The sequence below is a fragment of the Luteimonas dalianensis genome, from assembly GCF_049339425.1.
Lineage (GTDB): Bacteria > Pseudomonadota > Gammaproteobacteria > Xanthomonadales > Xanthomonadaceae > Luteimonas > Luteimonas dalianensis.
This window is the reverse complement of the sequence record NZ_JBMPPO010000002.1, coordinates 160,114-184,294: the sequence shown is the minus strand read 5'-3', so window position 1 is coordinate 184,294 and position 24,181 is coordinate 160,114. Positions and strand designations below refer to the sequence as shown.

Below are 24,181 nucleotides of genomic sequence, written 5' to 3'. Positions count from 1 at the left end.
CCAGACCATCCTCTATTGAGCCGAGCGATTAGTTGATACGGACGTGTAAGTTCGCCGCTCACGCTTTGACGGTTCCCGATACCGCAAAGCTTATGATAGCGGTTTTACACCGTTTGGAAACTCACCTCTTTCGAACATTCATTCTTCGCTCCAACCTAGATTCACGTTGGGTCGTACGACCTAGCGCGCGCATGAGAGGGTCCTTACTTGCCGCCACATGAAGCTGCACGCGCCCTCGGGTTATTCCCGTGTAGATCAGCTCCCGCGACATCACGCGGTTGAGACGCCCCGGTAAGACCAACCACACTTTGTCAAACTCGCTGCCCTGCGACTTGTGCACCGTGGTCGCAAATGCACCCTCGTGGCCCGGCAATGTCGCCGGGTGGAATGGTCTAGGACTCTCCTCGCCGGCGAACCATGCCATGACCGCCCCCCTCCCGTCTTGCAGGCAGATGCCAACGTCGCCGTTGAACAATCCATAGCGGTAGCTGTTCTCGGTAATGAGGAGCAGCCGTCCATGGAAGTAGCGGTCACCTTTGGCTGCTCGGGCGGTGCCATCCTTCGCATCGACAAGCATCTCCTCGACACGCGCATTTAAGCTGCGTGCGCCTTGGGGGCCCTCCTGTACGGCGGTGAGGATCCGCAGGGAGTTCACCCGGGCGAGTGCTTCTGTCGGATCATCCACCTCTGCCAGTGATTGCCAGTGCGCCAGCAGGTGGTCGCGGTGCGTCCGAAGCGGATCGGCGTCACCTTCGTGGAAGCGGACGCCGGAAAGGGTGCCGCTGCGCAGCAGTGAGATCGCGCTCTCAGCATCACCTTCGCGCACAGCCGCCGCGAGCGGTGCAAGGTCGAGTTCCGCGCTCTGGCGATACCCGCGAGTGAGATGGATGTGGCGCGCGGGAAAATTGCCACTGTCCCTACTGGCTTCCGCGGCACGAAGGATGCCCGCCAGCACATCCCCCGCCTCCACCGAGGGCAGCTGATCGGGATCCCCAAGGAGCACCAGCCGCGCGCCATCCGGTACCGCGTCCACCAGCTTCGCCATCAGCGGCAGGTCGATCATGGAGGCTTCGTCCACCACCACCACGTCGAACGGCAGCGGGTTGTCGGCGTGGTGCCGGAACGTCGGGCTGTCGGGGATGGTGCCGAGCAGGCGGTGCAGGGTGGTGCCGGCGGTGGGGAGCTGGACGCACAGGGCCTCGTCCACGCCCAGGGCGGGCAGGGCCTGCACGGCGTGGCGCACGCTCTCGGCCATCCGTTCGGCGGCGCGGCCGGTGGGCGCGGCCAGGGCGATGCGCGGCGGCGCGGCGCCGGCCTCGCGGGCCTGGGCGGCAAGCAGCACCAGCATGCGGGTGATGGTGGTGGTTTTGCCGGTACCGGGGCCGCCGGTGACCAGCAGCAGGCTGTGGTGGAGCGCGGCGGCTGCGGCGCGCGATTGCATGTCCTCGCCGCTGGCGGCCTCGGGGAAGAGCCGGGCAAACAGGTCGGCGAGGTGGTCCGGCACCTGGGCCGGGCCGGCTTCGCCGGCTTCCGCGGCCACGTGCGGGGTGGCGCTGCCGATGCGGCGCAGGCCCTCGGCCAGGCGGCGCTCGTACTCGCGGTAGCGGCGCAGGTAGACCAGGCCGTGTTCGAACACCAGCGGAGCGTCGGCGGGGGATTCGGCGTCGCCGGCCTGCGGGCAGGCCACCCAGCGCGAGGATTCCAGCGCCTGGCGCCAGGCGTCCGGCGTGGGCCAGTCGATGGGGGCTTCGATGAGGCGCTGCGGTTCGGCGGGGTCGAAGCCGGCGTGTCCTTCGGCCACGGCCAGCGAGGCCAGGGCGGCGGCGGCGAGCACGGCGTCGGGCGTGTCGGGGTCCAGCCGGCGCAGGCTTTCGGCCAGGGCGTGGTCGAGGGTGCGCAGGGCGCCGGCGCTGGTGAGGGCCTTGAGCAGGCTCATGCGGCGGCCTCCTGCGGTTCGCCGGCAAACAGCTTGTCGAGCGCGTGCACCAGCTCGGGCTCGAAGCGCCAGGCGTGGATGCCCTGCCCTTCGCTGCCGGTCGCGTCCACGCCACGGCAGAACACGTAGCGGGCGCCGCCGAAGTCGCGCGCGTAGTCGTAGCCATCGCCCAGGCGGAAGCGCAGCCAGCGGTGCAGGGCCAGGGTGTAGATCAGCGCCTGCAGGCCGTACTCGCTGTGCGCCATGGCCTCCTCCAGCTCGGCGGGGCCATAGCCGGGCAGGCGGTTGGATTTGTAGTCGAGCACGTGCCAGCGGCCGTCATGCAGGTAGGTGAGGTCGATCAGGCCGGTCATCAGGCCTTCCAGCCTGCGCCGCGCGCCAAAGCCCTGGCGGCTGGTGAGCAGGCCGTGGCGGTGCAGCAGGGCCAGCAAGTCATCGACGCGGGTGGGCGCAAGCGAAAACTGGAACTCGATTTCCGCGCGGCGGTGGTCTTCCGGCACGGCGGCCAGCGCGGTGCCTTCGGGCAGGGTGGCGGTGAGGGTGTGGCCGATCATGGGGGTGATGACGGCGATGCCCTCCTCCATGTCTTCGGCGGGATAGCCGCCCTTGCCCTGGGCGTCGGTGATCTTCTTCAGCTCGCCTTCGGGGGCGTCGTCGCCGGGGCGCCAGCCCTGCCAGGCGGCGAAGTCGGCGTTCTCGAACACCTCGTGCAGCACCACGCCGAAGCGGGCGCCGCTGAACTTGCGGTCGGTCTCGGAGAGCTCGATGGGAGCGGCATCCGGATCCACGTGCGACTCGTCGCGGCCGCCGGGGGCGGGCTGGGTGGCGGCGCTGGAGGTGTCGTGGCCGGCCTCCGCCCGGGCGAGCTGGGTGAAGCTGTAGACCCACCAGTCGCTGGCGAGCGGGCGCTTTGCGGTGCGGGCCGGGGGCACGTCTTCCGCCAGCTCGGCGCCGAGCCAGGGCAGGTCGCGGGGCGGCGGGACGTCGTCGATGGCGATGGCATCGGGCACGCGCGCGGCCAGGGCTTCCGGGATGCCCACCATCTGGCACAGCGGCGACTGCGTGCTGGCGTAGAAATGGCCGGTGGCCAGCCACAGGGCGTCGCGGGTGCGGGTAAGGCCGACGTAGAGCAGGCGCGCGTCCTCGGCGCGCTGGCTGCGGCGCCAGGCTTCGCAGGCCTCCTCCCAGCCGCTGGTCTCTTCCTGCAGCTTCCAGTGCAGCTCGCGGCCGTTGTCGCCGTGCACCACCACGCGCCCGCCGTGGGAACGCGGCTTGCCGCCGATGCCCACGTAGGGCAGGAACACCAGCGGGTATTCCAGGCCCTTGCTCTTGTGCAGGGTGACGATCTGCACGCGCCGGGCGTCGGACTCCAGGCGCAGCAGCTGGGCCTCGTCGTTATCGTTGGCCTCGGCAATCGCGCGCGCCAGCCAATCGAGCAGTCCGTGCAGGCCCAGGGCGGTGCGCTGGGCTTCCTGCAGGTGTTCGGCCAGCTGCAGGTAGTTGGTGAGGCGGCGCTCGCCGTCCATCAGGCCGAGCAGGCGCGGGGCGTGCTGCGCGCACAGCCCGCCCACCAGCGCCAGCGGGCCGCCGCGCTGCAGGCGCTCGCGCCAGGCCAGGGCCTCGAGCTGCTTCTGCTGCAGCACGTCGCCTTCGGCGTCCAGCGCGGCGATGGCGTGCGCGTCCTCGCCCACCAGCACGGTGGCCAGGGCCGCGCGCAGGCGGCGGTCGTCGGCGCCGTGCACCAGCGCCTGCAGCAGGGTGTGCAGCTCGCGCGCCTCGCTGGTGCCGAACAGGCTCTGCCTGCCGGCCGCCACTGCGGGAATGCCCACGGCGGCCAGCGCATCGCGCATCTGCATGGCTTCGCGATGGGTGCGCACCAGCACCGCGATGTCGCCGGGGCGCACCGGCTTGCCCTTGATGGTGGCGGTGCCGGCGCGCGCCTCGGTGAGCACACGGTGGATGGCGGCGACGCAGGCGCGGGTGGCCAGCTCGCGCGACTGCCCGGCGCTGTAGGGCTTGGGGTTGCCCTGGCGATCGGTCTCGGTCGGCTCCGGGGCGCGCCACAGGGTGAGCGCGGGGGCGGGTTTGCCGCCGCGCTGGTACTCGGCGTCCTCGCGCTTGCCGCCGGGCTGCACGGGGTAGAAGGCGATGCGATCGTCGATGAAGGGCGGGGCGATCTTCTCCGGATCGGCGGCGTGCGCGTCCTGCGCCTGGGCGTAGAGCGCCTCGATGCTTTGCAGCACGGACGGGCGCGAGCGGAAGTTGTGCCCCAGCGGCGGGGCCTCCTGCGCGGTCTGCCTGGCGGCGAGGTAGGTCTCCACGTCGCCGCCGCGGAAGCCGTAGATGGCCTGCTTGGGGTCGCCGATCAAAAACAGCGCGGGCTGTTCGCTGTCGGCGCCGAACACGCGGTTGAAGATCTTCCACTGGCGCGGGTCGGTGTCCTGGAACTCGTCCACCAGGGCGATGCGGTACTGCCCGCGCAGGCGCTCGACCAGGGCGCGGCCGTGTTCGCCATCCAGCGCCTCGGCCACGCGGTCGATCTGGTCGTCGAAGGTGTGCACGCGGGCCTGCTGTTTGTGGCGGTGCAGGCGGCGGCGCGCGTCTTCGCGCAGGCGGTGCAGCAGGGCGGTCTGGCGGCCTTCGCGCATACGGTCGACCTCGGCGAGAGCCGCGGCATATTCCTCCACCGCATCGCACAGCGGTGAGTCCGGAGTGCGGCCGGCGCCGGCCTTGCTGGTGCCCTTCAGCAGGGTCGCGCGATGCAGGTTGCCGAGCTTGGCGTGGTGGAAGCGGGTGCCGGCGTCGGCGCGCGTGCACCAGCGCGCGAGTTGGTCGAACAGGTCCTGGATCCACTCGGCCTTGTAGCTGCCGCCCTTCAGCACCTTGCTTTCGGCGGCGCGCAACAACTCATCGCGGAAGCCATCGCCGTGGGTGCGGGCGGCTTCGGCGAATTGTTCCGCGGCGGCGCGGAGCATCGGGCCCGGGTCGGGCAGGTCGTCGGGGGGCTCCGGCAACAGTTTGTCCTCGCGCACCAGCGGCGAGAGGTCCTTCGCCAGCGCATCGGGGCCCGGCGGCCACAGCGCATGCAGGTCGTCGACGGTATCGGCGTCCACCGCGTGGGCGCGCCACAGGTCGGCGGCGATGGCGGCGCGCAGGTCGGCGTCGCTGGGCAGCAGCTCGGGCGGATCAAAGCCCTGCCCGCTTTCCAGCGCGTGCTCGCGCAGCACGCGGGCGCAGAAGCCGTGGATGGTGAAGATGGCCGCCATGTCGATGTCGTCGGCGGCGCGGCGCAGGCGGCGGCGCAGGGCGTCGCGGGTTTCCTTGCCCTGCGCGAGATGCTGGTCGATCAGCGCCTGCATCAGCGTGGCTTCCGGGGAGTCACCAAGCGGCGCTTCCGCCGCCACGTCCGCTGCCAGCACCAGCCGCTGGCGCGCCCGCGCGCGCAGCTCCTGGGTGGCGGCCTCGGTGAAGGTGACGGCGAGGATCTCGCCCACGCCCAGGTCTTCCTCAAGCACCAGCCGCGCCAGCAGGGTGGCGAGGGTGAAGGTCTTGCCGGTGCCGGCGGAGGCCTCGATGGCCCACACGCCCTTCAGTTCCTGGCTCAGGTAGGGATCCGGCGTGCTCATTCGCTGTCCTCCGGCTCGTGCGGACGGGCCAGGCCCGCGAGTGAGGCCGGATCGACGCCGCCGTGGACCACGCCGTCGCGCAGGGCGACGAACACGGTCAGGGCGACATCGGCGAAGCGGAGCACGGATTCGTCATCCGCAAACGGATCGCAGCCGCGCAGCACCTGGCGCAGCGCATCGCCCTGCCCTTCGGCAAAGCCGCCGAAGCCGCCGCTGCCGTGCCACTGCTTGCGGGCGGCGTCCACGCCGGGGTCAAAGTTGTCGGCGTTGACGAAGCACCACGCGCTGTAAGGCGCGTAGAGCAGGGGCTCGCGCAGGCCCATCGCCCGCACGGCGAACAATTCCCGCAGGGCGGTACGGGCCTGCTCTTGCGAAATCGCCTCGCGCTGGTGCGGGCCGGGTCCGGCGTCGCCGCCGTCATGGAAATCCACCACCGGGAGATCGATGCCCGCGGCGCGCGCGAGCAGCCAGTCCAGTCCGCTGCGGATCACGCTGGGGCCGTTGGGCTTGCCGAAGCGCAGGCGGGCGATGCCGTGCGGATACACGTCCTGGATGCGGCCATGCACGCGCACGCCGTCGATCTCCACTTCGGCCGGCAGCGACTCTGGCTGCGCATCTCCGCGCCATGCGGCGAAGGCTTCCAGCCACGGCTGCAGCAGCTCGCGCTGGTCGGCCAGCACGCGCCGGCCGGCGGCGCCCGAGGGCAGCAGGCCGCGGGCGCGCAGCGACGCGTGAATGGCGTCCTCGTCGCGGCCGTGCAGCAGCTCGTCGAACAGCGCGCGCTGCAGGATGCTGCGCTCCAGCCCGCCTTCGGGGCCGGCGAGCGGCTCGAGGTCGTCGCCGTGCGCCTCCACTTCCACCAGGCGCATGCCCATGCGCTCGAGCAGGGATTCGGCGGGGTTCAGCAGGAAGCGGCGCAGCACGTTGATCGACAGCTCCGGTTCTTCCTCGTCGCGCTCAAACGGCTCGCCGGCGAACCACGGCGGCAGCGGCACCCGCCGGTCGGCGGCGCCGGCGGCGGCCTGCTGCCAGCGGGCGTGGTAGGAGAAGCGGCGCGGCTCGTCCCTGGAGCCGAAGGCCTGCGGGGAGAACGGCTGCAGCGGGTGGCGCACCACCAGCGCTTTGGCGGCCTCGGCATCGGGCGCGTGCTGGGCGGCGGCGGCGTCGATCAGCTCGGACACCAGCACCGAGGGCTCGCGGGCGCTGCCGTCGCGCGGGTCGGCGCCCTGCCAGCTCACGTAGAACACGTCCTGGGCGGCGGTGAACAGCTGCAGGAACAGGAAGCGGTCGTCGTCGCGGGTGGAGCGGTCGCCGGCGCGGCGTTTTTTGGTGCCGAGCTCGGCGGTGAGGCGGTTGAGGCCGGGGGCGGGATCGCGGCGCGGGAACTCGGCGTCGTTCATGCCCAGCACGCAGATCACCCGGAACGGCAGCAGCCGCATCGGCACCATGCGCGCGATGCTCATGCCGCCGGTGAGCAGCGGCGCGCGCACGTCGGCCTCGGCCAGCACCGCACCGAAGTGGGCGCGCACGGCCTCGGCGGGCACCGGGGCGTCGAAGCCGGCCTTCCCAGCGGTCTTGGCGAACTCGTCCACCAGGGTGCGCAGGCGGTCCAGCGCGCGCTGGCTGGCGGGGCTGGAGGGTGGCTTGGGCAGCAGCGCCTTGAGCAGCTCCAGCAGGCGCTCGCGCCACTGTGCGGGCGTCATCGCCTCGTCCAGCACCCTGGCGTGGCGGGCGAGCACGCGCAGCAGGCGCACCAGGGTGTCGAGGGCTTCCAGCGCGCCGCCTTCAAGCTCCGGCAGCGGCGCCACGAGGCGGCCATCGCTGGCGCGGATCAGCGCGTCGCTGCCGCTGGCGTGGCCGAGCAGCAGGCGGTCGAGCGCAAAGGCCCAGGTGTAGGCGTCGTCCTCGGGCGCGTCGAAGCGGGCGCGGTGGCTGGCGTCCAGGCCCCAGCGCGCGCCGGCGGCATCGAGCCAGCCCTGCAGGCGCTCGATGGCGGGCGCGTCCAGGCCGTTGGCCTCGGCCAGCGCGGGGCTGGCGAGGAGGTCCAGGGTTTCATGCAGGCCAAAGCGCGAGACCGGCAGCGCCAGCAGGCGCAGGAAGACTTCGGCCAGCGGCTCGTTGGCCAGCGGGCTGGCATCGGCGAGCGCGTAGGGAATGGCGTCGGTGCCGGCGCGGTCGCCAAACACCGCGTCCAGGTACGGCAGGTAGGGGTCGATGTCCGGCGCCAGCACCGCGACCTCGCGCGGCTGCAGCGGCGGGTCGAATCGCTTGTCGTCGAACAGCGCGCGCAGCTGGTCGCGCAGCACCTGCAGCTCGCGCAGGCGGGTGTGGCAGGCGTGCAGCTGCAGGCTGGGATCGGCGCGGTCGACTTCCTCGCGCAGCGGAAAGCCGGGCGCGCCGCGGCGGTGGAACAGGTCCGACTGCAGCCGCCGCAGCAGGCTGCCCTGCAGCGCGCCGCCGCTGTCGGCCGGGTCGGCGTGGGCGGCGAACTCGGCCGAGGCGTGGACCACTTCGTAATTGCCCACCAGGCGCATGAAGTCGACGCCGGCCGCGCCCCAGGCCTGCAGCAGGCGGCTCTCGCCCCCGGCCAGCAGGGCGCCTTCGGTGGCGAGTTCGGATTCCGGCACGTCCCGCACCTTCTGCAGGTCGCCCCAGTAGTCCTTCACCGGCGAGGGCACGAAGCAGTGCAGGGTGCCGGCGCGGGCCTGGGTGGCGATCACCCGCAGCACGTCGGGCGAGACGTTGAGGGTGGCGAAGGCGGACAGGCGCGCGGGCAGGCCTTGGGGCCGTGGGCGATCGGCGGCTTCGAACCGGTCCAGGTACTGCTGGATCCGGCGCGCGCGATGCGCCTTGCCGCGCGCCACCCGCCGCCACAGGATCGCCTGCGGATCCTCCGGATCGGCGCCGTCCTCCCAGCGCAGCAGCCAGTCGCGCCGCCAGGCCTGGTACTTGCCGAACACCTGCGCGAGCTCGCCGGCCAGCGACCAGGCGCGCAGCGGGTCGTCAGCCTGCACGTGGGCGGCGATGGCGGCCAGCGGCGGTTTGGCCAGCAGATCCTGATCGGTGAGGGCGGCGTAGAGCGGCCAGTGCAGGGTCTCGGGATCTAGCTCGTCACCCTCGGCGTCCAGGTTCGCCTTGAGCGCGCGGCCGACGAATTCGCCGGGGGTGAGGAACTCGATGTTCGCGGCCACGCCGTGGCGCGCGGCCAGGGTGGCCTGCAGCCAGCGCCGCATCGCCACCTGCGGGATCAGCACCACGTCGGGCGCCAGCGGCGAGGCGCCCGGCGGCGGCGTGCGCAGGATTTCCGCCAGGATCCCCGCCAGCACCTCCAGCGAGTTGGAGTGGTAGAGGCGGAAGTCGGGCGCGGCGGGCGTGGTCATGGATGCGCCCATTGTGCCGGAGGCCGTTCGCAATTCCGGAGACGCGCGCGGTTCCGGGCGATACTCGGGTTTTCCCCTTGGTTATGGAGCGTGGACATGTTTGACCTCTCTGGGCAGGTGGCGCTGGTGACCGGCGGCGCGGCCGGGATCGGCAAGGGCATTGCCGCGGTGCTGGCGAAGGCCGGGGCCAAGGTGGTGGTGGCGGACATCAACGCCGACACCGGCGCGGCAACGGCGCAGGACATCGGCGGCGTGTTCAAGCAGCTCGACGTGACCGACCAGGCGCGGGTGCGGGCGGTGGTGGACGAGGTGGTGGCCGAATGCGGCCAGCTCGACATCCTTGCGTCCAACGCCGGCATCTTCCCGCAGGCCACGCTGGAGGAGATGACCGAGGCCGACTGGGACCACATGCAGGCGGTCAACGTGAAGAGCATGTTCTTCGTGGTGCAGGCGGCGCTGAAGGCGATGGCGCCGCGCGGCTACGGGCGGGTGGTGATCACCTCCTCCATCACCGGGCCGATCACCGGCTTCCCGGGCTGGAGCCACTACGGCGCCAGCAAGGCGGCGCAGCTGGGCTTCATGCGCAGCGCGGCGCTGGAGTACGCCAACCGCGGGATCACCGTGAACGCGGTGCAGCCGGGCAACATCCTCACCGAGGGGCTGAAGGCGCAGGGCGAGGCCTACCTGGACCAGCAGCGCGCGATCATCCCCACCCACACGCTGGGCACGCCGGAGGACATCGGCCACGCCGTGGCGTTCCTGTCCTCGCGCGAGGCCAAGTTCATCACCGGGCAGACCATCGTGGTCGACGGCGGGCAGATCCTGCCCGAGTCGCCGGAGGCGCTGCTGTAGGCCACGCGCGGCGGGACGCTTCATCCCGCCCGGGGGTGCGGCCATTCCTGTACCGGCTGGTACATTAGTAGACCCTGCATTCAGGGTGCGCCTGCGATCCTTCGCAGTCGACGCTCGCCCGCAGCATTCCGATACCCGCCGATGCCCGAAGCCAACGACATCGCCGTCCGCCTCTCCGGCGTCCGCCTCGACCGCGGCCCGCGCACGATCCTGTCGGATATCGACCTGGACGTGCCGCGCGGCAGCGTGACCGCGGTGCTGGGGCCGTCGGGCTGCGGCAAGTCGACCCTGCTGGCGGCGATCACCGGCGAGCTGCCGATCGCGGCGGGCAGCATCGAGGTGCTGGGCCAGCCGGTGCCGCGCAAGCAGCGCGCGCTGCTGGAGCTGCGCAAGGGCATCGGCATGCTGCTGCAGCACAACGGCCTGCTGACCGACCTGACCGCGGCCGAGAACGTGGCCCTGCCGCTGCGCACCCACACCAAGCTGCCGGTCGAGGTGCTCGACCGGCTGGTGGAGATCAAGCTGCACGCGGTGGGCCTGCGCACCTCCGGGCACCTGTATCCGCGCGAGCTGTCCGGCGGCATGGCCCGGCGCGTCGCGCTGGCCAGGGCGCTGGCGCTGGATCCGCCGCTGATGCTCTACGACGAGCCGCTGACCGGGCTGGATCCGATCGCGATCGGGGTGATCATGGGCCTGATCTCGCGCCTGAACAAAACGCTCGGCCTGACCAGCATCGTGGTCACCCACCACGTGCGCGAAAGCCTGGAGATCGCCGACCGGGCGCTGGTGCTGGCCAACGGCAACATCGTCTTTTCCGGCACCCCGGCCGAGCTGCACGAAAGCAGCGACCCGCTGGTGCGCCAGTTCCTGGAGGGCCGCCCGGACGGGCCCATCGCCTTCGACGCCGCGCCGCGCGAGAGGGCCGCCTGATGGCCTTCGCCGATGCCGCCCGTTCCGTCGGCCGCGCCGGGCTGTTCTCGCTCTCGGTGCTGCGCGCCTCGAAGCCGACCGCCGACTTCTTCAACGAACTGGTGCGCGAGATCTACAAGATCGGCGGCCGCTCGCTGCCGATCATCGCCGTGGGCGGGGCCTTCGTGGGCCTGTCGCTCACCCTGCTGGCCTATCGCGGGCTGGAGACCTTTGGCGCCACCAACCAGGTCAGCATCCTGATCGGCCTGGGGCTGTACCGCGAGCTGGCGCCGGTGCTCACGGCGCTGCTGTTCGTGGGCCGGGCGGGTTCATCAATTGCCGCCGAGCTGGGCCTGATGCGCGCCACCGACCAGATCACCGCGCTGGGCCTGATGGCCATCGACCCGGTGGCCAAGACCGTGGCCCCGCGCTTCTGGGCGGCGGTGATCACGGTGCCGCTGCTCACCGGCTTCTTCTGCAGCTTCGCCATCGCCACCAGCTGGTTCCAGGGCGTGCAGGTGCTGGGCATCGACTCGGGCATGTTCTGGCAGGCGATGCAGGACGCGGTGGATTTCCGCAAGGATTTCGTCAACGCGTTCGTCAAGGCCGCCGTGTTCGGCGGCACCGCGGCGCTGGTGGCGTCCTACGTGGGCTACCACGCCGAGCCGACCATCGAAGGCACCTCGGTGGCCACCACCCGCGCGGTGGTCAACGCCTCGCTGCTGGTGCTGATGTTCAACTTTGTCCTCACCGCGTTCCTGTATTGATCCGGAGACTTCCATGAGCCAGTCCCGCGGCCCCCGCATCGAGTTCGCCGTCGGCGCTTTCCTGCTGCTGGCCCTGGCCACGCTGCTGGTGCTGGCCATCGCCTCGACCAACAACAACTTCAGCTTCGGCTTCGGCGGCAAGACCTATCCGGTCACCGCCCGCTTCACCGACCTGGGCCAGCTGCGCCCGCAGGCGCCGGTGAAGGTGGGCGGGGTGACGATCGGCCGGGTGGGCTCGATTCAGCTTGACCCGGTCAGGTTCGACTCCATCGTCACCCTAGACATCGACAATCGCTACAACGAGCTGCCGATCGACACTTCGGCCACCATCCTCACCGGCGGCCTGCTGGGCGAAAGTTACGTCGACCTGCAGCCGGGCGGCGACCTGGAGTCGCTGCAGCCGGGCGAGGAGATCGCCTTCACCACCCCGGCGGTCGACCTGATCCAGATGGTCGGCCGCTACATGTTCAGCGGGCCCGGCGGCGGCGATGACGCGGCCCAGCCGGCGCCCGCCGACGACATCTTCGCCCCCGAACCGCTTCCTGCCCCCGAGGAGCAAGACCAATGAAGAAATCCATTTTCCCCCTGATCATCGCCTCCGCCCTGCTCGCCGCGGCGCCTTCGCTGGCGCTGGCACAGTCCGCGCAGCAGGCCGACGCGCGCACGCAGGGCTCGCCCAGCGAACTGGTGCTGGACAACACCCAGCGCGTGCTGGCCACGATCGAGGAGCGCCGTGCCGAGTTCAGCAACGACCGCGCGGCGCTCGAGGCGTTCGTGAAGTCCGAGTTCGAGACCATGTTCGACAGCGACTACGCCGCCCGCCAGGTGCTCGGCCGCCACGGCCGCGGTGCCGACGACGCCGACATCGCCTACTTCGCCGACGCGCTGGCATCCAGCCTGCTGCGCCGATACGGCTCTTCGCTGCTGGACTTCAATACCCGGCTGCGGGTGCGGATCGTCTCGGAGAACGCGCTGCCGCGCGGGCTGGGCGTGCGCGTGGCCAGCGAGTTGCTGCGCCAGGGCGGCGAGCCGATCCCGGTCACCTACCTGATGCGCCAGAGCGGCGGCCAGTGGAAGGTGTTCGACGTGCAGGTGGAGGGCGTGAGCTTCGTGAGCACGTTCCGCCGCCAGTTCGACAACGAGCTGCAGAACAAGTCCATCCGCCAGGTCGCCGACGAACTGCGCAGCGGCCGGGTGCAGGCCGATGCCGGGCTCTGACCGCGCCTCGGTACGCCGCGAAGGCGAGGCGCTGGTGTTCTCCGGCGCCCTGCTGCGCGACGCCATCGCCGGCCTGTGGCCGGACGCGGTGAAGTCCCTGGACGGCGTGTGCCGGCTGGACGTGGCCGCGGTGCCGCGCATCGACAGCGCCGGACTGGCCCTGCTCTCGGCGCTGTCGGTTCGCGCCGGCGGCGGGCTGGACACCGCCGGCAACCCGGAGGGGCTGGAGGAGCTGTGCGCCGCCTACCGGCTCTCGCCCTCGCTGGCCTTCGGCGAAGGCCGGCCGGCGGGGCAACCGGCGTAGACCCAAGGAAAGGACGTCCCGACCCGATGAAGACACGTTTGCCGACATCCAGCCGGCTGTTGCCGTTCACCGCCGCGGTGCTGGCGCTGGCCCTGTCCGCCTGCTCCGGCGGCGACCGGGTGCGCGCGCAGGCACCGGCACCCGTTGCCACGGCGGCTGTCGCTGCCGATGGTGATGGCGCGGTGGCTGCGGGCAAGCCGGCCGAGGCCGTCGACCACGCGCACGGTGAAGTGGCGATCGCCGCCGAAACGGTGCAGCCACCCGCCGTCGATGCCGCCGTCGAGCCTGTGGCCGCTGCGGATTACGAAACGCCGCCCGCCGGAGCCGCAGGCAACGGGCAGGCGCCCACCCAGGCCGAGCTCGACTACGCCGCGATCTACGGCGAAGGGCCCTACGACCCGGTCGCCGACCCCACGCTGCCGCCGTCGGCGCAGATGCCGGCCAGCTACGACCCGTGGGAGCCGTTCAACCGCCGCATGCACGCGGTGAACAACGCCATCGACCGCACCGTCGCGCTGCCGCTGGCGCGCGCCTACGTGAAGGTGGCTCCCCGGCCGGTGCGGCTGGGGGTGGGCAACTTCTTCACCAACCTGGGCCAGCCGGTGAGCGCGGTCAACGCGCTGCTGCAGGGCAAGCCGAAACAGGCCGCGCAGTCGCTGGGGCGGTTCGTGCTCAATTTCACCCTGGGCATCGGCGGCATCTTCGACCCGGCCAGCGATGCCAACATCCCGCTGCGCAGCGAGGATTTCGGGCAGACCCTGGGCCTGTGGGGCTGGGAGAGCTCGCGGTATCTTGAATTGCCGCTGTTCGGGCCGCGCACGGTGCGCGACGTGTTCGGCCTGGTCGGCGACGCGCCGCTCTCGCCGACCCGCCAGCTCGATGACGACGCCGCGCGGATCGGCCTGCAGGGCCTGGCGCTGGTCGACATCCGCACCCAGCTGATGGCGGTGGACCGCATGCGCGAGGGTGCCGCCGACGAGTACGCACTGGTGCGCGACGCCTGGTTGCAGCGGCGCAACTACCAGATCCACGGCGACCGGGTGGAAGCGGACGACGAATACCTGCTGCCCGACTACCTGCTCGACGACGAAGCCAACCCGACCGTCCCGGCCGACGCGATGCCGGTGCCGATCCCGGATATCTGATCCGGTCAGTCCGGGTCGTCGCCCGCGGAGGCGTCCTCGCCCAGCAGCTGCTCGGCCTCCGCTCCCGGCAATGCCTCCACGTCCCTGAGCTGGCGTTCGATCGCACGCGTGCGCACGCCGGCCTGCTTGATGCTGTTCTGCACGGTGTTGAGCTGGCCGTGGGTCTTCTCCAGCACCGTTGCAAACTTGCCGAACTCGTTCTTGACCGCGCCCAGCAGCTTCCACACCTCGCTTGAGCGCTGTTCGATCGCCAGGGTGCGGAAACCCATCTGCAGGCTGTTGAGCAGGGCGGTGAAGGTGGTCGGGCCGGCCACCACGATGCGGTGCTCGCGCTGCAGGGTGTCGACCAGGCCGGGGCGGCGGATGGTCTCCGCATACAGGCCCTCGGTGGGCAGGAACATCACCGCGAAGTCGGTGGTGTGCGGCGGCGCCACGTACTTTTCGCTGATCGATTTGGCCTGCACCCGGATCGCGCGCTCGAGCTGGTTGCCGCTGGTGCGCACCGCTTCCGCGTCACCCTGCTCCTGGGCGTCGAGCAGGCGCTCGTAGTCCTCGCGCGGGAACTTGGCGTCCACCGGCAGCCACACCGGCGTGTCGTCGTCGCGCCGGCCCGGCAGGCGGATGGCGAAATCCACGGCCTCGCCGGAGTCCGGCCGCACCCGGGCCTCGCGCTCGTACTGCTCGGCGATCAGCACCTGTTCCAGGATGTTCTCCAGCTGCACCTCGCCCCAGCCGCCGCGGTTCTTGACGTTGCTCAGCACCCGCTTGAGGTCGCCCACGCCGGTCGCAAGCTGCTGCATCTCGCCCAGCCCGCGCTGCACCTGCTCCAGGCGCTCGGACACCAGCTTGAACGAGGAGTCCAGGCGGGTGTTGAGGGTGGACTGCAGCTTCTCGTCCACGGTCTCGCGCATCTTCTCCAGCTTCTGCGCGTTGTCGGCCTGCAGCGCCTGCAGCTGTTTTTCCAGGGTTGCCCGGATCTCGGACATGCCGCGCTCGTTGCGCTGCACCAGCTCGTTCAGGCGCTGGCCCAGGCCGTCGGCGAAGCGCTGCTGCGCCTCGGCGCCTTCCAGGCGCGCCTTGCGCGCGTCTTCGGTGAGCGAATCGCGCAGCACGTCCAGGCGCTGGTCGGTGCGCACGGTGAGCTCGTTCAGGCGACCGCCGAAGGCGTCGATGCGCTGCTCCTGGGCCAGTGACAGCCCCTCCAGCTGCTGGCGCAGCTCGCCGCGTCCCTCGCGCTGCTCCTCGCGCAGCGCCTGCTCCAGGCGGGCTTCCGGACGCCGAAGTACCAGCATCAGCAGCAGGGCGACGGCTGCCACCAGCAGCACGACAATCACGATGAGAAGGTTCTGGCTGTCCATCCGGCCAGTGTAGCTGCCGCCGTCTCACCGGCTGCGCCGGGTGGCCCGGACGACCGCGTGACAGATGATCCATGCACCGACGCACGCATCGGCGGACACTGGCGCCACCGTCACGGACTGCCCCCGGAGGACCCATGTCACGCACATTCCCCGCGCTCCTGCTGGCCCTGCTGTGCCTGTCGTCCGCACCCGGCCTGGCGCACGCACAGGCGCCGGCAGGTGACGATGTCGCCGGCGCCCGCGCGGTGGTCGAGGACCTGATGCGCATCCCCGGCCCCGACGGCGTGCAGGAGACCTACCCCGCGCGCATCGGCGGCATCGACCAGTGGATCAGCATCCGCGGCCAGGACCGGGCCAACCCCGTGATCCTGTTCGTGCACGGCGGCCCGGCGACGCCGACCATCCCTAGCCTGTGGCAGTTCCAGCGCCCGCTGGAGGACTACTTCACCATGGTCAACTACGACCAGCGCGGGGCGGGCAAGACCTACGCCGCCAATGATCCGGATGCAGTCTCCGACACCATCCACGTGCAGCAGTTCGTCGCCGACCTGATCGAGGTCGCCGAACACACGCGCGACAAGCTGGGCAAGGACAAGCTGGTGCTGATGGCGCACAGCTGGGGCACGATCCCGGCCATGCACGCGGCGCGGCAGCGGCCGGACCTGTTCCACGCCTACGTCGGCATCGGCCAGGTGATCAACGTGCGCGACAACGAGCGGCTGAGCATCGCCTGGGGCCTGGAGCAGGCGCGGCGGCACGGCAACGCCGAAGCGGTGGCGGAGATCGAGTCGATCATGCCGTACCCGGGCGACGAACCGATCACCCGCGAGCGCATCGTCACCGCGCGCAAGTGGCCGCAGCACTACGGCGGCATGGCCGCGTTCCGGGACGAGACCAACCTGTGGTTCTACGGCGCGGCGCGGCTCTCGCCCGACTACGACGCCGACGACCGCGCCGCGCTCAACGCCGGCAGCCTGTTCACCCTGGGCCGGGTGCTGGACGAGTTCGTCCAGGTCGACTTCAATCCGGTGCGCGAATTCCCGGTCCCGGTGGTGATGTTCATGGGCCGGCACGACTACACCACCCCCTCGCAGCTGACGGCCGAATGGCTGCAGCGCGTCGAGGCGCCGTACAAGCAGGCAGTGTGGTTCGAACGCTCGGCCCACATGCCGCCGTGGGAGGAGCCGGGCAGGTTCCTGGTCAGCCTGCTCGAACACGTGCGGCCGCTGGCGGAGGAGTAACGCCGCGCCGCTTCACGCCGGGTTCGCGATGGCCGGCGACACTGGGGCATGGGCAAGGCAGGCACCACCGTCGAACTGGCCGCCAAGCGCGCCTACGCGGCCGCTGCGAACGGCGACGGCCGCCGGGTGCTGGTGGATCGGGTGTGGCCGCGCGGGATCACCAGGGAGAAGCTCGGGGCCGACGCGTGGGTGAAGGAGGTCGCGCCCAGCACGGAGCTGCGCAAGTGGTTCGGGCACGATCCGGCGCGCTGGGAAGAATTCCGCGAGCGCTATTTCAAGGAGCTCGACGACAACGGCGAAGGGCTTGAGGCGCTGTATTCGGAGCTGCGCGGCGTGAAGCGCGCCACCCTGCTGTTCGGCGCCCGCGACGAAGCGCACAACAACGCCGTCGCCCTGGTCGAATACCTCTCCCGGTAGGAGCGCGTCTTACGGGGTGGGGACGATGGTGATGGGGAGGTCGTGATTGCCGAGGGCGCGGTTGCCGGCGGCGTCCTCGGCGAAGGCGCGGATGATGTAATCGCCGGGCGGCAGCTCCGACGGCTGCCAGGGCACGACCGCCATTTCGTTGGCGCGCACGCGGTTGTTGGCCACGTACAGGAAGCGGGTGCGGGCGGCGCCGTGCACGGTGATGCCGCTGCTGGCGGCGTAGGCCACCTTCACCGCGTCCGGGTACGGCGGCATGCGCGAGAAGTCGATGTTCATTTCAGGGCGGGCGTGGCCGGGCAGCATGGCGCCGTCCGCGGCCAGGAGCTGCCAGCCGACCCGGTGCAGGCCCAGGCGCCGGCGCGCCAGGTTGCCGTCCACCTGATCCCAGGCCTCGACCACGATCTGCACACCGCGCCCCTGCGGCACCAGCACCCGGCCTTCTTCGCGCTCAACGATCGGCCGGTCGTGTTCGTCGAGCAGGGACACGGCGTCGATCCGTGGAGCCACGGTATCCACGTAGTTCACCAGGCCCAGCCGGATCGCATTGAGCTGGTGGCCGTACGGGCCGACGATCAGGTGGGTGTGGGCCTGGGCGTTGGTGGTGCCCAGCGCCTCGCCGGCGGCGAAGCGGGTGCCGCGCGCGATCCGCACCCGTACGGTGCGGCCGTCTTCATCCTCGACGAACAGGAACTTGTCCGGATCCAGGTTGCGCCCGTCCGGGGTGCGCCCGACCCGCAGGTGCAGGTAGCTCAGCTCATCGGTGCCGATGCCCTCGGCCTGGCCGCCGAAGCTCCAGGCCGCCCGCGGCGAGGTCACCTTCACGTCGGCGATCGACAGCACCCGGGCGCCGACGTCGCTGCGGATGTCCAGGCCGTTGTGCAGGTGGCTGCGGCTCTCACCGCGGAAATTGCCGCGCACCTCGCCCAGGGTGCCGACCACCTCGTGCCAGCCGTCCTGCGGCGCGAACGGCCAGCGGCCGCCGGTGTGGGGCAGCAGGCGCTCGGGACTGGGGCCGACCGGGCCGTCGACGGCGCCGGCCGCACGCGGCGCCAGCCGGTGCAGGCGGTGGCCGGCGGCGTCGGCGACCAGCAGGCTGCCGTCGGCGTCCAGCCACAGCGCCGAGGGCCGGGCGAACCAGCGCGCGCCGTCGTTGCCGAACACGGCCCGCACGCGGCCGTGCGGATCCAGCTGCAGCACCCGGCCGGGCGACAGTTCGGCCACGTAGAGGTGGCCGTCGTGGGTCGCGGCCAGCGACAGCGGCCGGCCCAGGCGTACCTTCGCGTCTTCCCACGGTGACGGCCGCCACGTGTCCACCACGCCGTCCGGATCGATCCGGCGCAGCGCGGCGTTGCCGGTGTCCGCCACCCACAGCCGGCCGCTGGCGTCCAGGGCCAGCGAGGTGGGCGTGTCGAAGCGCGCCGCGTGGCCCACTCCGTTGCGAAAGCCCGGCCCTTCGCCGCCGGCAAGGGTGTGCACGCTGCCGTCGGGCTCGATCACCCGGATGCGGTCGTTCCAGGTATCGGCCACGAACACCCGCCCGGCCCCGTCCACCGCCACGCCCATCGGCCCGTGGAAGCGCGCCTGCTGCCCGGCGCCATCACGAAAGCCCGCGATGCCGTCACCGGCAAGCGTGGTCACCACGCCGCCGGGCGTGATCCTTCGAACAGCGTGGTTGCCGGTATCCGCCACGTAGAGGTTGCCCCGGGCGTCCACCGCCAGCGCGGACGGGGTATGGAACCGGGCCTGCTCCCCGGCACCGTCCGCGAACCCTTCCGCGCCGCCGGCCAGCGTGACCACGGCCCCGTCCGGCCCGATCCGCCGGATGCGGTTGGCCTGGCCGCCATCGGCGATGAACAGGCTCCCGCCCGGGCCGCGCACCAGCCCCCAGGGCTCGTCGAAACGCGCCCGCACCAGCGGGCCGTCGCGCAGGCCGCGGTGGCCGTCGCCGGCCAGCAGCTCGACGCGTGCCTGCCAGTCGAACGCGGTCGCGGGCGGGCCCGGATCGGATGCCGGCGGCCGCGGCATCCACAGCACGGTCGCCGCCAGCGCCAGCAGCACCAGCGCCACGATGGCGGCCATCGCCCGCCGCGCCCACGGACGCAGCGCGCGGCGGCGGCGGCGGTTCAATCCAGCACGCGGCAGAAGGCCGCCTTCAGATAGCGCGACTCGGGCACGTCGGCAAGGAACGGATGGTCGGCGCCGGCGCCGGCCACCTTGAGCACCTGCACCGTGCGCCCGGCGAAGAACGCGGCCCGGCGCAGCATGTCCAGGAACTGCTCCTCGCTCACCAGCCCGGTGCACGAGAAGGTGGCGAACAGCCCGCCCGGCTTCACCACGCCCAGCGCCAGCTTGTTCATGTCCAGGTACTTCTTCAGCGCCGGGATCACCTGGTTGCGGTCGCGGGTCATCTTGGCCGGATCCAGCACCACCACGTCCCAGGCGTCGCCGCGGGCGGCGGCGTCGCGCAGCCAGGGGAAGATGTCGGCCTGCACGAAGCGCAGCTTCGCGTCGTTGAGCCGGGCGTTTTCGCGGGCGATCTCCAGCACCGCGTCGTCGATGTCGATGCCGGTCACCTCGCCGGCCCCGCGGGCGGCGGCATGGATGCCGAAACCGCCCGTGTTGCAGCACAGATCCAGCATGCGCTTGCCTACGCAGCGCTGGGCCAGCCAGTCGCGGTTGTCGCGCTGGTCGGCGAAGAAGCCGGTCTTGTGGGCGCCGGCCGGGTCGGCGCGAAAGCGCACGCCGTGCTCGGTGATCAGCGCCGGCTCGGCCGGCACGCTGCCGCGGAAATCGAAGCTCTCCTGCTTCTGCACGTGCTCGTCGGCCGAGGCGTGGAAGCGGCAGCCGGGGAAGTGCTCGCGCAGGGCGTCGAAGATCCACTCGCGGTGGCGGAACATGCCGGCCGAGAAGAACTCCACCACCAGCAGGTCGGCGTAGCGGTCGACCACCAGCCCGGACAGGCCGTCGCCCTCGCTGTGCACCGCGCGCCAGGCGTCGGACACTTCGTCCAGCCGCAGCACCTCGCGGCGCAGGCGCACCGCTTCACCGATCCGCCGCGCGAACCAGGCGGCGTCGACGGCCACGTCCGGATCCTTTTCCAGGATCCGGATGGCGATGCGCGAATGGCCGTTGTAGAAACCGCGCCCGATCCACTCCCCGTCCACGCCGACGACGTCGACGATGCTGCCGGGCTTTGGCCGCTGGGCGGGCTTTTCCACCAGGCGCTGGAAGATCCAGGGATGGGACGAGCGCCAGGCGTTTTTCAGCCTGACCGTGGGAATCGGGGAGTCCATGGCACGGATTCTACGGTGATTGCCCCGCCGGCGAGGCTTGCATCGGGGGAGTTTGCCGCCATGGTTGGGGCATGGACTTGCACCTGCCCGAGGCCCCGGCGGATCCGAAGGCCCAGCGCGCGGCAGACCGGCGCAGGCTGGGCACCGCCTTCAAGCTCTCCCTGGCCTTCGCCGCGGTGCTGGCGGTGGTGTTCGGGCTGCAGGCCATGGGCGACTGGCGGCCGTTCGCGATCGCGCCGCGTTCGGTCGAAGGACTGCTGGGCATCCTCACCGCGCCGCTGCTGCACGGCTCGCCCGAACACCTGATGGCCAACACCGGCGCGCTGCTGCTGCTGGGCACGCTGGCCCTGACCCTGTATCCGCGGGCCATGCCGCGGGCGCTGCCGCTGATGTGGCTGGGCGCGGGCCTGTGCGCGTGGTGGCTGGGCGATCCCGGCTCGCGCCACCTGGGCGCCAGCGGGGTCACCCACGGGCTGATGTTCCTGCTGTTCGTGCTCGGCCTGCTGCGCCGCGACCGGCCCTCGGTGGCGGCCGGCATGATCGCGTTCTTCTTCTACGGCGGCATGCTGCTCACGGTGCTGCCGCAGGAGCCGGGGGTGTCGTGGCAGTCGCACCTGGGCGGGGCGGTTGGCGGGGTGCTGGCGGCCTTCCTGTTCCGCCGCGCCGACCCGATGCCGCCGCGCCGCCGCTACAGCTGGGAGCTGGAGGAGGAGCAGGCCGAACGCGATGCCGCGCACGAGCGCGACCAGTTCGAACCCGGCGCGCCGGAAGACGTGCCGGTGCTGTGGGAGCGCGACGACCCCCGCCGCGGCCAGATCCTCGAATTCCGCCCCCGCCGCTCGAAGCAGGACGAACCCCCGCTGTAGGATCGCGCCATGCGCGCGCATGGCGCGATCCTAAGGGCGTCCGCTAGACTCGGGCGCATGCACAGACTCCTGTTTGTTCCGCTGCTCGCGGCGCTGGCCGGCTGCGCCGACGGCGGCTCCAGCGAACCCGTCCCGCCCCAGGCGGACCCGATCGACGTGCTGATGGCCGACTACGACGGCCAGGTGCCCGGCGCCGCGGTGCTGGTGCTGCGCGACGGCGAGCCGGTGGTGCGCCGCGGCTACGGCCTGGCCGACATGGACGCAGGCGTGCCGGTCACCGCCAGCACCAACTTCCGCCTCGCCTCGGTGAGCAAGGCGTTCACCGCCGCCACCGTGCTGCTGCTGGCCGAAGACGGGCTGGTGGCACTGGACGACCCGGTGCGCAAGTGGCTGCCCTCGCTGCCCGCAGCGGCCGAGGACGTCACCATCCACCACCTGCTCAGCCACACCTCGGGCCTGATCGACTACGAGGACGTGATGCCCGAAGGCCTGGATCGCCAGGTGCGCGACGCCGACGTGCTCGCCATCCTGGAGGGCCAGGATCGGCTGTACTTCGCGCCGGGCACGCAGTACCGCTACAGCAACAGCGCCTACGCGCTGCTGACCCTGATCGTGGAAGCGGCCACCGGCGAGCGCTATGCGGACTTCCTGCGCGAGCGCATCTTCGTGCCGCTGGGCATGGACAACAGCGTGGCCTTCGAGGACGGCATCTCCACCGTGGCCAGCCGCGCCTACGGCCACAGCCTGGTCGACGGCGCGTGGCAGCGCACCGACCAGAGCCCGACCAGCGCGGTGCTGGGCGACGGCGGCATCTACAGCTCGCTGGAGGACATGGCGCGCTGGGACGCGGCGCTGTACGACAACCGGCTGCTGTCCGACGACACCCGCGCGCTGGCCTTCGCCGACCAGACCGGGGTGGGCGTGGGCGAGGACAACGTGAATGCCTACGGCTACGGCTGGCGCCTGGACGGCGAGCGGCTGTGGCATTCGGGCGAGACCATGGGCTTTCGCAACGTGATCATCCGCGATCCCGCGCAGCGGCTCACGGTGCTGGTGCTGACCAACCGCAACGATCCCGAGCCCTACGCCCTGGCGCGCCGCATCATGGACGAAGTCCGGTAGCACCGCGCCGCGCGCGGGAAGCCGCGGACCGCTGAACCCATGTCCAGACCATTGCGCATCCTGCTGGTTCTGATCGCCTTGGCGGCGCTGGGCGTCTTCGCCTGGCGCTGGGCCGCCATCGACGCCGATCCGCCGGTGCAGCAGACCCCCGGCGCCGCGGTTGCCGACGCCGCGCCGCAGTCCGACGACCCCGCCGCCCAGCGCATCGCCGCCGACCTGCGCCGGCTCGCCGATGACGACATGGCCGGCCGCGAGACCGGCACCCCCGGCTTCGAACGCGCCGCCGCCTTCGTCGCCGCGCGCATGGCCGACGCCGGCCTGGAGCCGGCCGGCGACGGCGGCACCTGGTTCCAGCGCGTGCCGCTGCTGACCGGCGCGCCGCTGCGCGAGGGCGCGCGGCTGGCGATCGAGCGCGACGGAATGGTGGAGGAGCTGCGCTTCGGCGACGAGTTTCTGCCCTGGTCGAACTTCAACGCCACCACCCACGCGGTGCGCGCGCCGGCAGCCTTCGTCGGCCATGCCATCCATGCGCCGGAGCTTGGCCACGACGACTTCGCCGGGGTCGACCTGCGCGGCCGGATCGCGGTGCTGCTGCCGGGCGCGCCGGACAGCTTCGACGACAACGCCCGCGCGTACCATTCGGCCACGCGCGAGAAATTCAGCGCGCTGGCCGAGCGCGGCGCGGTGGGCGCGGTGATCGTGTCCTCGCCGCAGTTCGAGGCGCGGATGCCGTGGCCGCGGATGCAGGCGGCCTGGGACAAGCCGGCGATGCGGCTGCGCGATGCCGGCGGCGTCGCGGTGGACGGCTTCCCGCAGCTGCAGGCGGTGGCGGCGGTGGGGGTGGCGGCGGCCGACCTGCTGCTGTTCGCGCCGGGCCGCACCGCGGCGCAGGTGTTCGACCGGGCGCGCGACGGCACCGGCCAGGCGTTCGCGCTGGACGGGCACGTGGTGATCGAGGGCGGCACCCGGATCGAGGCGATCGAATCGCACAACGTCATCGGCCGCCTGCCCGGCAGCGACCCGGCGCTGGCCGGCGAGCACGTGGTGCACACCGCGCACCTGGATCACGTGGGCGTGATCGCGATGCGCGACGGCGATGCGATCCACAGCGGCGCGCTGGACAACGCCCTGGGCGTTTCGGTCATGCTGGAAACCGCGCGCACCCTGGTGGCCGCGGACGCCGCGCCGCGCCGCTCACAGCTCTTCGCCGCGCTCACCGGCGAGGAGCAGGGCCTGCTGGGCGCGCAGCACTTCGTCGCCCGGCCCACGGTGGCGCGCGAGGGCCTGGTGGCCAACATCAACATCGACATGCCGGTGCTGCTGGCGCCGAGCACCGACGCGGTGGTGATCGGGGCGGAACATTCGACCCTGCAGGCGGTGGCGGAAGCGGCGGCGGAAGAGATCGGGGTGAAGCTGTCGCCGGATCCGTTCCCTGAGGAAGTCACCTTCGTGCGCAGCGACCAGTACGCCTTCGTGCGCGCGGGCATCCCGGCGCTGTACCTGGACGGCGGCGTGGAGTCGGCCGACGGCGAGCGCGATCCGCTTGTGGCGCTGACGTACTTCCTGCGCAACTGCTACCACCAGCCCTGCGACGACGCCAGCCAGCCGATCCAGTACGACGACGCCGCCCGCCTGGCCCGCCTGGCCGCCGCCATCGCCACCCGCATCGGCAACGACGACGAACGTCCGCGCTGGAACCCGGGCGACTTTTTCGGCGACCGGTTCGCACGCTGATCCA

The 24,181-nt window shown here is 71.6% G+C and carries 18 protein-coding genes; 12 read left to right on the top strand and 6 right to left on the bottom strand.

All coding sequences use genetic code 11. The features are described from left to right. Positions 1 to 121: 121 nt before the first annotated feature. The 3 genes from recD to recC are packed head-to-tail and all read right to left on the bottom strand — an operon-like array spanning position 122 to position 8,942. Positions 122 to 1,936, bottom strand: coding sequence for an exodeoxyribonuclease V subunit alpha (gene recD / locus ACOZ90_RS03065; protein WP_422892164.1), 1,815 nt, complete (start codon positions 1,934 to 1,936; stop codon positions 122 to 124). After that, positions 1,933 to 5,562, bottom strand: coding sequence for a UvrD-helicase domain-containing protein (locus tag ACOZ90_RS03060; RefSeq protein WP_422892163.1), 3,630 nt, complete (start codon positions 5,560 to 5,562; stop codon positions 1,933 to 1,935). Before ACOZ90_RS03060 ends, recD begins: the two co-directional genes overlap by 4 nt. Continuing rightward, positions 5,559 to 8,942, bottom strand: coding sequence for an exodeoxyribonuclease V subunit gamma (gene recC, locus ACOZ90_RS03055; RefSeq protein ID WP_422892162.1), 3,384 nt, complete (start codon positions 8,940 to 8,942; stop codon positions 5,559 to 5,561). Before recC ends, ACOZ90_RS03060 begins: the two co-directional genes overlap by 4 nt. Positions 8,943 to 9,038: 96 nt before the next feature. Here recC and fabG point away from each other — a divergent pair, with 96 nt between their 5' ends. The 7 genes from fabG to ACOZ90_RS03020 all read left to right on the top strand — a co-directional run bounded on the left by fabG (position 9,039) and on the right by ACOZ90_RS03020 (position 14,137). Further along, on the top strand, positions 9,039 to 9,794 hold the full coding sequence (gene fabG / locus ACOZ90_RS03050) for a 3-oxoacyl-ACP reductase FabG (RefSeq protein ID WP_422892161.1): 756 nt from the start codon (positions 9,039 to 9,041) through the stop codon (positions 9,792 to 9,794). A 141-nt stretch (positions 9,795 to 9,935) separates the two neighbouring features. After that, positions 9,936 to 10,724 carry an ABC transporter ATP-binding protein gene (locus tag ACOZ90_RS03045; RefSeq protein WP_422892160.1) on the top strand — a complete coding sequence of 263 codons (789 nt, stop codon included), beginning with the start codon at positions 9,936 to 9,938 and terminating at the stop codon, positions 10,722 to 10,724. Continuing rightward, entirely contained in the window at positions 10,724 to 11,470 is a 747-nt protein-coding gene (locus tag ACOZ90_RS03040) for an MlaE family lipid ABC transporter permease subunit (RefSeq protein ID WP_422892159.1), read from the top strand. Before ACOZ90_RS03045 ends, ACOZ90_RS03040 begins: the two co-directional genes overlap by 1 nt. 13 nt (positions 11,471 to 11,483) lie before the next feature. Beyond that, on the top strand, positions 11,484 to 12,038 hold the full coding sequence (gene mlaD, locus ACOZ90_RS03035; protein ID WP_422892158.1) for an outer membrane lipid asymmetry maintenance protein MlaD: 555 nt from the start codon (positions 11,484 to 11,486) through the stop codon (positions 12,036 to 12,038). Next, positions 12,035 to 12,688 carry an MlaC/ttg2D family ABC transporter substrate-binding protein gene (locus ACOZ90_RS03030; protein ID WP_422892157.1) on the top strand — a complete coding sequence of 218 codons (654 nt, stop codon included), beginning with the start codon at positions 12,035 to 12,037 and terminating at the stop codon, positions 12,686 to 12,688. Before mlaD ends, ACOZ90_RS03030 begins: the two co-directional genes overlap by 4 nt. Next, positions 12,675 to 12,992 (top strand): STAS domain-containing protein, encoded by a 318-nt coding sequence (locus tag ACOZ90_RS03025; protein WP_422892156.1) that lies wholly within the window; start codon positions 12,675 to 12,677, stop codon positions 12,990 to 12,992. The genes ACOZ90_RS03030 and ACOZ90_RS03025 overlap by 14 nt, the downstream gene beginning before the upstream one ends. Before the next feature lie 26 nt (positions 12,993 to 13,018). Beyond that, positions 13,019 to 14,137, top strand: a complete 1,119-nt coding sequence (locus tag ACOZ90_RS03020) for an MlaA family lipoprotein (RefSeq protein ID WP_422892155.1) — start codon at positions 13,019 to 13,021, stop codon at positions 14,135 to 14,137. 5 nt (positions 14,138 to 14,142) lie between these two features. Here the strand turns inward: ACOZ90_RS03020 and ACOZ90_RS03015 are convergent, their stop codons facing one another. Further along, positions 14,143 to 15,495, bottom strand: coding sequence for a DNA recombination protein RmuC (locus tag ACOZ90_RS03015; protein WP_422892154.1), 1,353 nt, complete (start codon positions 15,493 to 15,495; stop codon positions 14,143 to 14,145). Positions 15,496 to 15,629: 134 nt separating this feature from the next. Here ACOZ90_RS03015 and ACOZ90_RS03010 point away from each other — a divergent pair, with 134 nt between their 5' ends. Both ACOZ90_RS03010 and ACOZ90_RS03005 read left to right on the top strand, forming a co-directional pair. Further along, positions 15,630 to 16,736, top strand: a complete 1,107-nt coding sequence (locus ACOZ90_RS03010) for an alpha/beta fold hydrolase (protein ID WP_422892153.1) — start codon at positions 15,630 to 15,632, stop codon at positions 16,734 to 16,736. A 48-nt stretch (positions 16,737 to 16,784) separates the two neighbouring features. Continuing rightward, entirely contained in the window at positions 16,785 to 17,153 is a 369-nt protein-coding gene (locus tag ACOZ90_RS03005; protein ID WP_422892152.1) for a DUF488 domain-containing protein, read from the top strand. A gap of 9 nt (positions 17,154 to 17,162) precedes the next feature. On the opposite strand, the gene ACOZ90_RS03000 is transcribed toward ACOZ90_RS03005, so the two are convergent. Both ACOZ90_RS03000 and ACOZ90_RS02995 read right to left on the bottom strand, forming a co-directional pair. Beyond that, the gene (locus tag ACOZ90_RS03000) at positions 17,163 to 19,241 is read right to left on the bottom strand and encodes an NHL repeat-containing protein (protein ID WP_422892415.1); all 2,079 of its coding nucleotides are present in this window, start codon (positions 19,239 to 19,241) and stop codon (positions 17,163 to 17,165) included. 44 nt (positions 19,242 to 19,285) lie between these two features. Then, positions 19,286 to 20,455: a class I SAM-dependent rRNA methyltransferase gene (locus ACOZ90_RS02995; protein ID WP_422892151.1), complete on the bottom strand. Its 1,170-nt coding sequence runs from the start codon at positions 20,453 to 20,455 to the stop codon at positions 19,286 to 19,288. A 71-nt stretch (positions 20,456 to 20,526) separates the two neighbouring features. Here ACOZ90_RS02995 and ACOZ90_RS02990 point away from each other — a divergent pair, with 71 nt between their 5' ends. From ACOZ90_RS02990 to ACOZ90_RS02980, 3 genes are read left to right on the top strand one after another with little or no spacing between them, the layout of a single operon-like run. Then, positions 20,527 to 21,321, top strand: coding sequence for a rhomboid family intramembrane serine protease (locus ACOZ90_RS02990; protein ID WP_422892150.1), 795 nt, complete (start codon positions 20,527 to 20,529; stop codon positions 21,319 to 21,321). 57 nt (positions 21,322 to 21,378) lie between these two features. Then, positions 21,379 to 22,443, top strand: a complete 1,065-nt coding sequence (locus tag ACOZ90_RS02985) for a serine hydrolase domain-containing protein (RefSeq protein ID WP_422892149.1) — start codon at positions 21,379 to 21,381, stop codon at positions 22,441 to 22,443. Positions 22,444 to 22,482: 39 nt separating this feature from the next. Continuing rightward, on the top strand, positions 22,483 to 24,177 hold the full coding sequence (locus ACOZ90_RS02980; RefSeq protein WP_422892148.1) for a M28 family metallopeptidase: 1,695 nt from the start codon (positions 22,483 to 22,485) through the stop codon (positions 24,175 to 24,177). Positions 24,178 to 24,181 lie beyond the last annotated feature (4 nt).

Excerpts from the sequence above, each read along its gene's own strand:
- ACOZ90_RS03060 (WP_422892163.1), bottom strand. The coding sequence starts at position 5,562 with ATGAGCACGCCGGATCCCTACCTGAGCCAGGAACTGAAGGGCGTGTGG.
- ACOZ90_RS03020 (WP_422892155.1), top strand. The coding sequence starts at position 13,019 with ATGAAGACACGTTTGCCGACATCCAGCCGGCTGTTGCCGTTCACCGCC.
- mlaD (WP_422892158.1), top strand. The coding sequence starts at position 11,484 with ATGAGCCAGTCCCGCGGCCCCCGCATCGAGTTCGCCGTCGGCGCTTTC.
- ACOZ90_RS03005 (WP_422892152.1), top strand. The coding sequence starts at position 16,785 with ATGGGCAAGGCAGGCACCACCGTCGAACTGGCCGCCAAGCGCGCCTAC.
- fabG (WP_422892161.1), top strand. The coding sequence starts at position 9,039 with ATGTTTGACCTCTCTGGGCAGGTGGCGCTGGTGACCGGCGGCGCGGCC.
- ACOZ90_RS03025 (WP_422892156.1), top strand. The coding sequence starts at position 12,675 with ATGCCGGGCTCTGACCGCGCCTCGGTACGCCGCGAAGGCGAGGCGCTG.
- ACOZ90_RS03010 (WP_422892153.1), top strand. The coding sequence starts at position 15,630 with ATGTCACGCACATTCCCCGCGCTCCTGCTGGCCCTGCTGTGCCTGTCG.
- recD (WP_422892164.1), bottom strand. The coding sequence starts at position 1,936 with ATGAGCCTGCTCAAGGCCCTCACCAGCGCCGGCGCCCTGCGCACCCTC.
- ACOZ90_RS02980 (WP_422892148.1), top strand. The coding sequence starts at position 22,483 with ATGTCCAGACCATTGCGCATCCTGCTGGTTCTGATCGCCTTGGCGGCG.
- ACOZ90_RS03045 (WP_422892160.1), top strand. The coding sequence starts at position 9,936 with ATGCCCGAAGCCAACGACATCGCCGTCCGCCTCTCCGGCGTCCGCCTC.
- ACOZ90_RS03030 (WP_422892157.1), top strand. The coding sequence starts at position 12,035 with ATGAAGAAATCCATTTTCCCCCTGATCATCGCCTCCGCCCTGCTCGCC.
- ACOZ90_RS02990 (WP_422892150.1), top strand. The coding sequence starts at position 20,527 with ATGGACTTGCACCTGCCCGAGGCCCCGGCGGATCCGAAGGCCCAGCGC.
- ACOZ90_RS02985 (WP_422892149.1), top strand. The coding sequence starts at position 21,379 with ATGCACAGACTCCTGTTTGTTCCGCTGCTCGCGGCGCTGGCCGGCTGC.
- ACOZ90_RS02995 (WP_422892151.1), bottom strand. The coding sequence starts at position 20,455 with ATGGACTCCCCGATTCCCACGGTCAGGCTGAAAAACGCCTGGCGCTCG.
- ACOZ90_RS03015 (WP_422892154.1), bottom strand. The coding sequence starts at position 15,495 with ATGGACAGCCAGAACCTTCTCATCGTGATTGTCGTGCTGCTGGTGGCA.
- ACOZ90_RS03040 (WP_422892159.1), top strand. The coding sequence starts at position 10,724 with ATGGCCTTCGCCGATGCCGCCCGTTCCGTCGGCCGCGCCGGGCTGTTC.
- recC (WP_422892162.1), bottom strand. The coding sequence starts at position 8,942 with ATGACCACGCCCGCCGCGCCCGACTTCCGCCTCTACCACTCCAACTCG.
- ACOZ90_RS03000 (WP_422892415.1), bottom strand. The coding sequence starts at position 19,241 with ATGGCCGCCATCGTGGCGCTGGTGCTGCTGGCGCTGGCGGCGACCGTG.